Annotated in this window: 1 protein-coding gene (running past one end of the window); it reads right to left on the bottom strand. The window is 65.6% G+C overall.

The genetic code is table 11. The features are described 5' to 3' along the window. Positions 1 to 13,790: part of a DUF4347 domain-containing protein coding region (locus A7V84_RS21155; RefSeq protein ID WP_204246497.1), annotated on the bottom strand (this coding region is incomplete at its 3' end). The annotated region continues 13,552 nt past the right edge of the window; the window shows 13,790 of its 27,342 annotated nt.

Genomic DNA, 13,790 nt, shown 5'->3' with positions numbered 1-13,790 from the left:
GCCGGCCAGGATATCCAGCGAACCGCCGATATCCGTCTCCAGCAGGGTGATGCGGTCGTCATCCTTGCCGGTCGTGATGCGCGTGGCCTTGGCCACCGAGACACCGCTCAGGTCAACGGTATTGCTGCCGTCGCCCGCAGCGATCACCAGTTGGCCCAGCAACTGGGTGTCCACCAGCGTGATCACATCCACGCCGGCACCCGCCGTGATGGACGCATCACCGCCCACCGTCACCGTATCCAGGCTCACCGAGTTGGCGCCGTCACCCGCTTCGATTGCCAGCGAGCCGCCGATATCCGTCTCCAGCAGGGTGACGCTGTCGTCGTCCTTGCCGGTCGTGATGCGCGTGGCCTTCGCCACCGAGACACGGGTCAGGTCAACGGTATTGCTGCCGTCGCCCGCAGCGATCGCCAGTTGGCCCAGCAACTGGCTGTCCACCAGCGTGATCGCATCCACGCCGGCACCGGTGGTGATGGACGCATCACCGCCCACCGTCACCGTATCCAGGCTCACCGTGTTGTCGCCTTCGCCGGCCACGATATCCAGGGTGCCGCCGATATCCGTCTGTGACAGGCGGATCAGATCGTCGCCGCCTGCCGTGGTCAGACTGACCCGGCCCGTCACCGTCGTTTCCGCCAAGCCGATCCGGTTGTCGCCTTCACCCGCGTTTACGGACAGGTTGCCACCCAGTGTCGTCTGACTCAGTTGGACCAGGTCGTTGCCGAGCGATGTATCGATCAGCACGTTCTGGTGGTCGATGCGCCGCGCTTCGATGAGGAAATCGTCATCGCCCGTGCCGCCCTGAATGCGCAAGATGCCATCGGGCACCGCGCCGCCGAGCAGCTCGGCATGGCTCCCGATGCGCAGCGTGTTGGCGCCAGTGGCGCTACCATAGAGCGCCATCGCGGGCGCCGTGAGCCGGCCGTCGATATGCATCGATACCGCCTGCCCGCGGCTGCCGCGGTCGTCCCTGTCGGTTCGCACGGTCAGGCGTTGGCCTGCCGTAATCTGTGCCGCGGTCTGGCTGCCGAGCGCACCCGCGACCGAGAAACTGCCCGCGGCCAGCAGGCTGGCCATGCCCACCACGGTCACGGTCGAACCGGCGGCAAGGCGGATGTCGCCCCCCTGGCCCTGGCTGCCTGCACGCGCGGCCAACCAGAGATTGCGCGCCTGGATCTGCCCCGCGTTGAAATGCAGTTGTTGCATCTGCCCCTGGCTGTCGCGGGCCTCGCCGGCCTGAATCAAGGCCACATCGCCCCCGGCAGACACCGAGATGCTGGCCTGATCGCCGACCGCAGCCACTATGATCGCGTCATTCTGGACAGCGCCGTCCAGGTCTGCCTGGGCATAACCGCCGATCGAGCCATTGGCGGTCAACGACAGGCTGCCGCCGATGATGACCGGCTCCTGGCGCTGCGCCGACGTGCCGGCATGCACCTGCTTGTCATTGACGATGCCGGCCTGACTGCTGAGCGTCACGTCGGCCCGCGAGCGCGACTCCACCCGTGCCAGCACGAGATCGTGCACACCGCCCTGGCTGAGGTTGAGCAGGCCGTCGGCCAAGGCCGTCAGGCTGCCGGAAAGATCGATGCGCAAGGCTTGTTGCTGCGTGCCAACCGTGCCGGACAATGCTTCCAGCCAGACCTGGCGACCGGTGATCGCCGCCGACGCGGCGGCACCGCTGTCGCGGATGTCATCCAAGGCATAGAGGCGGATATCGCCCCGCTCTCCCTGGAGATTCTGCGCGCTGATCTCGCCCAGCGACAAACTGTGCATGCCATAGAGATTGATCTGGTTGCCGGCATGGGCGCTCACGCGCGCCTGCCGGTCGTTGGCCGGCAGGTTGACCAGGATGGGCGAGCCGCCTTGCGACAGATCCGCGCCCAGCAGACCGATGTTCAGGCCGGCCATCAGTCGCACTTCGCGGGCGTAGCCGAGGGCTTCCAGGGCAGCGGCATCCATCGCCGTCAGGGTGACATTGGCGTGATGACGCTGACCGCTGGCGGTCGCGTTGATGATGGACTGGCCTGCCTGCAAGGTGACATTGCCCGCCGCCATAACCTGACCCACGCGCAGATTGGCTTCGGCAGTATAGGAAACGCCCGCCGCATCGGTGCCGCGCGTGCTGGCCAGCACCAGGTTCAGGTCCACCGGACCGGATTGCGCCACACGCGCCACCCCGCCCGCCTCGATATAGAGTGCGTGACCCGCGGCCAGGCTCAGTTGCAGGTGTTTGGCCGCGTCGCGCTGGTAGACGCCCTGACCATCGAGGGTACTGCCCACGATGTCGCCGGACGCCGACAGGCTGACCTGGCCGTTACTTTGCAGACTGCCGCGATCGGTGCCAAGCAACGAACCGCCTGCAGCCTTGACCATCACACCCTTGGCGCCATGAATGTCGCCCATGCGCAGGTCGCCCTGCGGCGCCTCCAGGCCGACCGTCGTTTGGCTGTAGGCCGACACGACACCCTGCTCGGCCTGAATCGCGAGCGAGCGCGTCAGGCTGAGAGTCAGGTAGCGCGGATCGCCCATATCGCCGACCAGCACGCCATACTGCAGGCTCTGCGGGCTGGCGCCGTCCTGCGCCATGAACGGCACGTCCAGTTGGGTCCAGACCGGATCCAGCAGGCTTGCGCCGATGTCCACCACCTGCTTGCCCGCGGCCAGTGCGTCGGCGATATTGCGCGCCAGTTGTTCGCGTACCGAAGCGCTTGCGTCCTGGGTGAGCTTGCTGTTGTAGATGAACAGGTCGGTGGCGTTCTCATACAGGCCGAAACGGTCGGCAAACAGGAACTGCACCGCGCTGCCGGCCGCGAGATTCTCGCCCAGGGCCAGGCCGGCATCATTGGAGAAGACCGGTTTGAACGCCTGCCAACGGCTGGTGTCGCTGAAGTCCACCTGCGTGCGATCCAGCGGGACCGTGCCGTCCTGACCGATGTAACGATACAGGCTGTGATACACGCCCGCCAGGTTGGATGCGTTGGCGCGCGAAAGCACGGCCTTCTCGGCCTCGGAAAGCGCGTCAAAGATATTGGCGCGCTCTTCCTCGCTGAGGTTGCTCAGATCCGGCAGGGTCAGGATGTAATCGCCCATCGAGGCGCCGATGGATCCCCCGCCCGAGGTGCGCAACGTAATGTCGCGCCCGGCCTTCACATTCAGGAACCGTTCGCTGGCCACCGGCTCCGGATTGCCCTCGACATCAAACACTTGAGCATTGATGACCGCGGACACCGGATACAGCAGGTTGTTCTCGATCTTGCTCAGCGTGGGCTTGTCGAAATAGAAGAAATAGCCAGTCTGGTAATGCTCGCCATAAGCCAGGCGCTCCTGCGCCGTGGCTGCCGGCACATCGCTGCGTTCGCGATAGTCGCGCGTGTAAAGCACGACATCTGCGCCGTTGAGATCGGCAGCCGAGAAGTGCAGCGTCACGGGCTCCTTCATGTCGGGATACAGCGCGCGCAGCGCGGCATTCTGATGCGCCCCGCTCTGATACAGCATGGCATCGGCCAGCGTCTCGGCCAGGCGGATGTCGCCATTGCTGTCGACAATGACGTAATAGGCGGTATCGGCGCGCACGTCGCCCATGGCATTGCGCAGGAAGACCTCATCGCCGGTCTGCAGCGCTCGACGCTGGCCGGTGCCATCGTCCACGATGTGGGTCTGTGTCAGCTGGAATCGGCCGTCACCCACCGATGTCAACGTGGACCCGGCGGAAGCGGTCCAGGTCAGGCGGGCGCGCCAGTAGTCGTGGTACTCCGCCGTCTGGGCCAGTTCCTTCTCAACGGCGTAGTCATAGACCACCTGGTTGCGCACCGATGTGACCAGGTTCTTCATTTCGGCCAGGTCGCGGATCGCAGGCAGGTAGCCCGGGTTGTAACCCTGGCCGGCCAGTTGCTCGTGCAGCGCCTGCATCGTCGGGCTCATGACGCCCTCGGCGTCGCTGAAACTCACCGCACGCGTACTGACGGTGAACTTGCCCAGCACGGCCCCCGGGCCGAAGCCCCCCACCAGCCTGGGCATGATGCCGGCATCGGTGAACAGCCTGGCTACCAGTTGCTGGCCTTCTGCCGTCTGGTTCAGCAACTGCATCTGCTGATAGAGCACGGCGTCTTCCTTGGACGCGAACAGACGGATGGTGTTGTTGTCCTCGACCAGAACGATGTAGGCGACATTGTCCTGGATGCTGAGCGGCTTGCCGTCGGCAGAACGCAAGTCGTTCAGGTAGACGCGGTCAAAGCTCTGCAGGTCGCGGTAATGCGTGATGTTGCCCTGCGCATCGGTCACCGCCACGATATCCAGACGGTCCAGCGTGATGCTGCCCGGGCCCTGCACGCTTGCGCCGCTGGCGGCGGAGTCGAGCAGTTGCACGCTGACGCCGCCCGGGGTGGTGGTCCCCAACTGGGCAAATATCTGTTCCAGGGTCAGGGCGGAAACGCTGGCGTCGAAGGCGTCGTCCGCGCTGGCGGCCAGCGTGACCGTGCGGCCATCGATGGACTTCACGTAGTAGACCACGCGGCGCTGGCTGTCATCGAACGTCAGCTCCAGGCGCTGGCCGACCGTCAACCTGTCCTGACCCGGCAGGGCCAGCGTGGCCGTGCCCTGCGACGTGAGAGCAACACTGTCCGCCGCGTGATTGACCAGACGGATGCCAGCCCGGATCAGCAGCTGATTCAGGCTGGGCGCGCTGCCCGCGCCACCGCCGGCGCCCTGGTTCGCAAGCGCCAGGGCTTCGAGCTCGGACTGCGAGGCGTAGATATTGCCGCTGAACACCAGGCTGCCCTTGAGCCAGGCGCTATCGGGGCTGTTCTCATCGAGCGCCTGTCCATTTTCATCGACCACGCTGACGACCTTGATGGTCCCGTTGTCGAACAGCGCCAACCCCTCGCCCGCCAGGGACAGGCTGGCGCCATTCTTGATCAACTGCTTGATTGCATTGGCAAACTGCAGGCGGGCCGTGTCGCTCATGTCGCTGGCGGTCAGGTCCCAGCTCAGTTCCTTGCCGATGTCGACATAGTTGCCATAGGCGGCCTGCCCATTGACCAGGCTTTCGACATAGCGATAGAAAACGATCTTGCCGTTGGAGAACATGCCCGGCAAGCCGACACGATCCTCCTTCATCGTGCCTTCGCGCAGCGCGGTCGCGCTCATGCCATGCGGCAAGCGATAGCTAAGCTTGGTGGCACGGCTTTCGATGCCGCCCAGGCCGAAGCCCAAGGCGGCCGGCAGCAAGGAGCCGGCACTGACAACCGTCGTGCCGCCATCCACCACGTAGTAGCTGCGCAAGGTGATGGGGTCGCCATCGAAGCTGACGGCCAGATGGGCCCCGGCCGCATTGATCGAGGTGACCGGGTTGCCATCCGCCCCGACCAGGGTCAGGCCCGTAATCTGACGCTCGTAATCCGTATCGCCAATGGTGAAGATGATGGTCTGGCCAACCATCCCATTGGCAGGGTCGTTCATCCAGCGCTCATAGTCGGCCACCGAACTCACGCCCGAGGGCAGAGTCCAGCCCAACTTGTTGCCTGGCAGAGTCAGGGTATTGCCAGTCTGGCTGCGTTCGATCACCTCGGCGCGCTGGGTGGGATCGCCATGCTGCAGGCGTCCATACAGCGACCCGGGGCCCGTCGGGATGGGTTGCCCGGGGTTGGCCTGGTTGTAGCGGTCGATGGCCGCAATGACGTCCATCGATACGTCCGTGTCGTTGGCGCCCGGACCGCTCCAGGCCGACCCTGCCCCCGGCACCGTCGGGCGCACGGGTGTGACCTCCTGTTGATAGACTCCGCCCAGGAATACGTCACCATTGGCCTTGCCCAGCGTCAAGGACACATCGCGCGGGCTGCCCGCCGTGGTGCCCGTCAAATCGCCCACGAAAGGCGTTTTCAAGCTGATGAGCACGGTATCGAATTGGCCGCTGAGCCAGGACACGCCTGAGCCCACGGCCTGAATCTGGTCGATCAGCAGCTTCTGGCCGCCGATCTCCACGAAATCGTAGCCGCGCAGCGCATTGAGCAGTTCCTGGTAATCGTTCAGGCTGGAAGGCAGCCTGCCGCCCATGAGGGCCTTGATCTGGTCGGTGCTCAACTTCAGTTGCAGCGTGTCCGAGCCCGACTTGATCGTCAAAGCGCCGCCCGGCGTGGTGAATTCCACGGGCAGTTTGCCGCCGCTCGGGTCGGTCACCCCTGCGAGGCCATAAGCGGGGCCATAGAGCACGCCCTGGCTGCCGGCGGTATAACCCAGCTCGGCCATATCGCGAGGGGCCGACAACTGGCCGCTCGCCTGGTCGTAGACCGAGAAGGTGAACTGGTACGTGCCATCGCTGCCCGACCCGGGCACCAGGCCCAGCACACCCAGCAGTTCCTCGCGTGCGTTGCCATTAAGCGTATTGTTGTAGACCAGGCGCACAAGCAATTGGCCGTCGACCGCCGCCTTGAGCGCCGCCGCATACTCTTGCTGCGTCATGCGCAGCACCAGATAGCCGCTGGCTTCGGCCTGCGTGCTGAGGAAGACGCCGCTGCCTTCCAGGCGCACCGTCGCCGACTTCAGGGCGCGCACGCCCGACCAGTACTGCTCGTACTGCCCGATCTGCGACTGGATATCCGCCAGGATCTTGGCGGTCACCTGCGGGTAGGCCTTCTCGGTCGCCGTGCGGGTATCGGCCAGTTCGCCGTCAAGCAGCGAACCGCCATTGAGCACGATGCTCACGCTGCCCAGGGCCGAATACACCGCCGCCTGCGGGTCGCTCCAGCTGCTAGGCTTGACGAGCACCAGATCGGCGCCGGCCACGTTCTGAGACAGGTAGATGTTCTTGTCTGCATTGGCGGCGGCGCCGGCCAGCCCGGCCTGCGCGGCAAACCCTTCGCGCGCATGGATGTTCAGGGCCTGGCTGGCCGAACCGATTGCGCCATGGCCCGCATTGAGCTCGATGCGATTACCCGAAACCACCGTGCCATCGCCGGCCGACTCGTGGCTGAAGATGCCGCTGCTGGCATTGATATAAACCCCGCCCAGCGCCGACTCCACCTTGCTCAGCGTCGCCTGAGAACGCGTGCCGTCGGCCGAGAAATAGCTCAGCCTCACGTCGCCGCGCGCCTGCGCCTGGGTATAGCCCTGCGAGCCCAGGATATTGAGCTGGATGGTTCCTGCCAGCGCCAGCGCCTTGACGTTGACGGTCGGCATTCCCTCGGGAATCTGGCCATCGCGGTCGCGCACCATGATGCCGACGTCGCCACGCGTGAAGATCGACGCCGCGCCGCTCGCCCCGCCTGCCTCGATATGCACCGTCTTTTGATCGCCGACGATGATGTTGCCGGTCAGGGTGATATCGCTGTTGCTGCGGATGTAGACCGCATTCGGATTGTTGCTCGATCCGAGGAAGCTCACCGTCACCGGCTGCGAGGCCGGCAGATAGAAGGTGAACAGTTCCTGCTGCTTTTTCTCGACCACTACGGTCAGCGTGGTGGTCTTGGTCCGCAGCCAGCCTCCGCCGCTGACGTGCGGACCATCGTGCCGCTCGATGACATCCGTATTGAACTTGCGGTAGGCCACGCTGAACACGTCGGGGTTGATCCGCTGTCCGCTCTCGTCAATCCGATAGCGCACGCCCAAGAGGCTGTGGGGGCCGTTCGGGTCCAGCACCACCACCCTCGTGACGCTGCCGTCCACCATCTTCGGCAGCAACATGTCGTTCAGCTTGCCCGCGCTCAACAGCTGGTTGCGCAGTTCAGTCGGGACGCTGCTTTCGTCGGCATAGGCCACCACCGTGGACACCAGCACAGGCTGCTTGTCGTGATAGACCACCACCGGGCCCTTGACGGTAGTGTTCTTGTCGGTCAGCCAGCCTGCGGGGTCCCAGTCGCCGAACAGGTTCAGGCGCTTGGTCGTGTACGTCGTGGTCGTGGTCTCGCCCGAGCTCCAGCCCATCACCCACACCATGGTCTGGCCCGCTTGCGGCGTGTACTGGAACGACGTCGTTCCTCCGTCCGTGAGCGTGCCCGACTCGACGCGGTGGCCTTCCACCTTCTCGGTGCCGTCCTTCTCGTAGACCCAGATCCAGCTGGGCTGGGTGGCCTGGGGCACTGTCACCTGTTTGAACTTGTTCCAGACCGTGTGATGGATCTGGTCGACGCCGACCATCTCATAGAGATCGCGTTGCATGCGCGCGGTGTCGATGATCTCGATGCGCCCGCGCCGATAGGTGCTGACGTCGATCTCGCCGGTAACCAGCGCATACTGGGTCTGGTTGTCGATGTGCACCGACGCGTAGCCGTTGGCCACCACCAGGTTGCCATTGCCGACCGACACGATCTGTCCGGTGAGCGAAATGCTGCCGCCGGCCAGGCGGATCGGATCCAGGATGATGGTCTGGGTGGCGTAATCAAAACGCCCGGTAATCGCCCCGAAGGCGCGCATCGCACGGTCGGCGCTGTAGCTCACGCCGGTCACGGCCCGGCCGTTGGCATCCTGCAGCCGCTTGTCGCCATCGCCGCGGAAATCCGCATCGATGACGATGTAGGCGTCGGTCAGGCCGCTCTGGATCTTGCCGTCGATGTTGAGCGTGAGTGCCGAAATATTGATGGCGCCCAGCGCAAAGATGCCGGAGTCGCGCGCCGCGGTATTGCGGTTCAGGTAGGTATCGAAGCTGCTGAGTTCGATATAGTTCCAGGCCAGAACGGAATTTTTGGCATTCTCCGCCGCGCTAGTGCGCTTGGCGCCTTCCTGAAGGCGCCTGATGACATCCGCCCAGCGTTTCTCCAGCATGGTGGGGTCGGTGCCGGTATTGGCCCAACCCTCGCTTTGCAGACTGAAGTTGCCTTGCGCCACGATGTCCAGGCTCTCGGCAGAGATTGTGCCCGACGCGGTAATGCTGCCCAGGGTGTTGACCACCGACACCTTGCCCAGCGGGTTCACGATGGAGCCCAGCAGGCTCATATCCTGCGGCGCGTTGAGCATCAGCTCGAACAGTTCGGCATCCAGCGCCCCGCCGAACGGGTCTGCCGCCCAGCCATGCTGGAACTGGCTGATACGCACTTCTGCGGTGTCCAGGCCGGAAGCCCCTTTCACCGAGTTGTCATTGATATAAAGGTGGCCGGAACGGAACACCTTGAGCGTGCCGTCCTTGCCCGGGCGGATGACGGTGCCATCCAGCACCACGGCGTCATGCACATTGAGCAGCATCGGCGAATCGTTGACGATGTTGATCTGCGTGTTGGCGCGGGCATCGATGCCGTCGCGATGCACGCCGCTGGTGTCGGCCGCGGTGATATACACCGAGCCGCCAGCCGCGTAGATGTCCGGCACATCGAGATAGAACGTCGAGAAAGCGTCCAGGTAGCGCAGCTGCCCATCGACCTCCTTGCCCATCCTGAGGGTGCCCAGCTGCTGCTCGAGGGCGGCGATATTGGCCTGATAGCGCGCCACGGCCGCCGGGTCCGACGCATGCTGGAACTGCATGTCGCGCAGCACACGGATCTGTTCGCTGATGATGTTCTGCTGGCTGGCGTAACGCAGTACCGGACGTCCCAGATCGGCCGTCTTGAGCACGAAGTACAGGCCGCCCATGTTGGCAGCCGTATCGGCGCCGAATTTCCAGCTCAGCGCCTCTTCACGTTGCTGTGTGGTGGGCGCCTGGACCTGTTCCCAATGGGCTGCGCCGTAGTCCTCGGCCGCCAGGTCGAGATTGCGGCTCTCGTCCAGCCTGTACTTGTAGATGTTGCCGTTCTTCTCGACCAACATCCCCTTGGTCACGTTGACCTGGATGTCCTCGGGCAGGAAGGCGGTCAGTTCGTAGCGGGCGTCGATATTGATGGTGCCCGCCGCGCCGTCGCCGCTGGTGATCCCCGCGCCCAGCAGGCGCTCCAGGATCGCCTTGACCAGCGGCGAGTTGGCATCGAAGGAAATCACGCCATTGGCTTGCGTCGGCAGGCTCAGGCCTTGCTGGCTCAACTGCGCCAGAAGCTCCGCCGGCACGATGAACATATTGGCCGCATTGTTCACGCCGGCCACGATTCGCGTGTTGCCTGCCGTCGCCACCCGGCTGGCGCCCGCATCGACCACGCCCTTGGCGAGCGAGACGGAGGGATTCAGGTTCAGCCCGATCACACTCACGGAACCGTTGACGTGTGCCTGATCCAGCGAGGACGGATTGGTTTCCAGGTGCACGTTGCGCTTGGCCGTCAGCACCGAGCCCGCGCCGGCGCCGCCGTCGATCAGAATGGTGTTGACCTGGCGCGCCGTCGCGCCACTTTGCACCTTGGGCACCTGCGCGACGCCGACCATCGTGAAGGACACGTTGTCGTTGGCCAGCAGATAGCCCGAGGCCAGCGAGTCGGTGGCCTTGCCATTGCCGGCCAGGATCACCAGGCTGTCGCCTTCGATGCTGGCGTTGTCGATATCGATGGCATTGGTCACCGTCAGCAGGTTGTTGCTGTCGGACTTGCTCAGGCTGGAAACGGACACCACCAGCATGTCGCTGATGGTGGTGGTCACGCCACGGGTGTTGGCCGCCAGGGTGACGTCGCCGAAATCATTACGCAGGAAGGCGCCGTCGATCTTCACGCGCGCCAGCGTCCCCTCCGTGCTCAGGTGATTGGTCGACAGCGTGACGCCAAAGCCCGAAATCCCCGTGATCTTGTTTTTCTGGGTGTAGACGATGTCATTGGTGGCTACCAGATCCAGCATCCCGGGCGTCTGATAGTTGCCTTGGGCGTGGATCACGGTCATGCCGTCGGAATCGAGCGTCGCGCCGGCATAGCGCCCGCCGCTGACAAGGATTTCCGACTCAGGACGGATCTTGACGATATGCTTGCTCGCATCGCCTCCAACCGCCCTCAGCGAATAGCCGGTCAGCACCGATTCACCGCGCACGGTCTGGTTGGCGCGGATATCGATCTTGTTGGCAACCAGCTGGGCGCCGTGATGCATATTGATGCCAGCCCGGCCGCCCAGATCGACGTCTATCCTGCCGCTGCGGCCGGCCACCAGGGCATAGGTGCCGGCGTCCATGCGCACATCGGCGTTCTGCAGCTGATCGGCCGATACCGACACCAGGGTGCCCTGCACCCGGCTGCCGTTGGCGATCTCGACGCCGACATTCAAGGCGGTGGTGAGCGCGGCCCGGTCGACCGACACCGTACCCACCCCGATTTCAAGCGAACGGGCCTCGGCCAGCAGGCCGGCCTCACCGTCCCGCTCGCTGCTGCCCTTGGCGGCCACCGCCACGATCTCGCCCTTGAGCAAGGCATCGGAAACGACCACCTCGAGCGAGCCTGCCAGCCGGGTCTCGGCCTTCATCACGCCCACTCCGACCACGCCGCCCGTAATCGCCTTGGCGTAGGCGCGCCCATAGTAGGTGCCCACGGCGTTGACGTTGACGACCCCCGCCTGCGTACTGCCATCGACGCCGATGACGGAAGGCGCATTCAACGCGGCGCCGTCCTTCACCTCGGTGCGCGTCTTGGTGTCGATCAGGACCGACGCTTCGTTGACGTTGACGGCCGCCCCCAGGGCGGCGGCCACGCCTGCCGTGTGGGTACGGCTGAAATCGACCTGCGTATCGGCCTTGACGTTGATCACGGGCGAGGTCACCGTGGCGCGCGAGATGCTCGCCGTGGTCTCGTCACGCGCCGTATTCTTGGCCACGCCCGCTCCCACGGCCGCACCGATCATGCCGACCGCCACGCTGACCTGGGTCAGGTCGATCTCGGCCAGGATGCGGTTCTGCGCCAGCAGTTCCACCCCGGCCAGAGCGCCGATCTGGCCCTCGCCTTCCAGACGGGCGCTGACCTTGTTGCGCGTCGTGTTCGTGACGCGAACCCCGGCGCCGGCGGCGGAAAGACCGCCTCCCACGGCCACCGAGGCCGTCAGGGCATCCAGGCCCTTGAGCTCGGTCTTCTCCAGGGCGCGCACGACCAGCGTATCGGCCGCGCCCACCTGTTTGTGACCGCCGACATCGATGACGGCATCCACCACATTGCTGACTACGGTGTCCACCAGGGTCACGGCCAGCGACAGGTTCAGGCCTGCGCCCGGCACCGGCAGCGATGCCGCCACCGCCACGCCATAGGCCGAAGCGCGCTTGATGATGCTGTGGTCTTCGGCCCGCACCGTCAGCGAGCCCTTGCCGGTGGCCAGACCGGCCTCGACCTGCGAATCCTTGATCCCGGCCCGCGTCTGCGCAGCGAAGTCGTTGCGCACCTGCACGCCGGCTCCGGCGGCCGAGCCGCCCGCCCCTGCGACTGCCACGCTGCCGGCGAAGTTCACGCTGTCGAGGGTATTCCGGCTGTCAGCCAGCACCTCGACATCGCCCCGGGCGACGCGCAGCTCGCTGCTCTCGATGAATGCCTGGGCGCCGTGCTTGCGGTTCACGCCCGCGCCGCTGTAGCTGCCAAAGCGATGCTCGGCCAGCGTCACGCCGATGCTCAGGCCCACGCCTGCCGCGGTGATGCTGGCCGACACTGCGCCGCCCACGGCCGTGATGCTGGCCCGGTTGTCGGCCTGCACCAGCACGCCGCGCCCGGCCTGAACGACCGAGTTCTGACGAATTGCCGCCTCGACGTCATTGGCAATGATCTGAGTGCTTTCGACCCCCGCGCCCGAGACGGCTGCGCCGCCGAGATTGCCCGCCAGCGACGCCGCCACGGCCTTGCTGTCGATGGTGCTGTTGCTGGTGGCCTTGACGGACACCTTGTCGCTCACGCCGACGCGGCTGTTGCGCACCTGCGCCTGTACCAGCGGGGCCGCCACGTTGCGCGCCACCGTGGCGGCCACCGCCACGCTGCCGCCCTGGGCCGCAAAGCCCAGCGATGCGCCCACGGCCGTGCTGGTGAGCGTGCTGGTGTCTTCGGCCAGCACGCTCACCTGCTGCAACTGGGCCCCCTGGCCCGCCAGCAGATTGCTGTTCTCGAGTACCGCGCTGACCTCGCCCAGCATCTCATTGTGCGCCAAGGAGGCGCCGACCGAGATGGCCAGACCCTGTGCCGTGCCGGACAGCGCCGCCCCCACGGCCGTGACGCTCAGGGTGGCCTGGTTGCTGGCTTTGACCGTCAGGCTGTCGGCCACGCGCTGGTTCGGCAGCTGCGGCTGCAGATTCTTGACCTCGGCGCGCGTGTAGGCGCGCGAGGTGTTGCGCACCGAGGCGCCGGCGCCGGCCAGCGCCACGCCTTCATAGGCCACGGCCGCCGCCCCGGCGCCAACCGCCCCGCGTATGAGCTGTGAGCTGGTCGCGCTCACCTTGAGCGCGCCCATGTTGCTCAGCGTGCTGTCGAGCAGGCGCGCACTGGCGCCCGCCTCGCTGGTCAACTCGTTTTCCACCAGGGCCGCGCCAAAAGCGAGCGACCCTCCATTGTTGGTGAACGCCAGGCTGGCCACCGCCACCGTGGCGCGGATCTCGCCACGGAAGGCGGCGTCAACCACCAGCGCGTTCTGTCCATCGCCCTTGAGGCGAGCATGGCTGACCGTCGCCGCAGCCGACGAACGGATGAGGTTGCGCGCATGCGCGCCCCCGCCGGCCAGGGCGATGCCGCCCACGCCGAAGGCGCCGCTGATCGACACCGCCACCGCCACCGTGGTGATGTGCGCAGCGCTGTCGGCACGCACGGTGATGGCCGGCGTGGTCAGCACTTCGATGCGCTCCATGCTGGCACGCACCGTGTTGGCGACCTCATTCCGGGCCAGCGACACGGCGATGGACAGGGCAGCCGAGCCGCCCAGCGATACCGCAGCGGCCAACGCCACCGCCGAGATATGGCTGTCGATGCGGGCGCGATCCAGCGCCAGCACGTCAATGCCGCCCA

The sequence above is a fragment of the Bordetella trematum genome, from assembly GCF_900078335.1.
Classification (GTDB): Bacteria; Pseudomonadota; Gammaproteobacteria; order Burkholderiales; family Burkholderiaceae_B; genus Bordetella; species Bordetella trematum.
The sequence above is the reverse complement of the archived record's forward strand: the minus strand, read 5'-3'. Positions and strand labels throughout refer to the sequence as shown.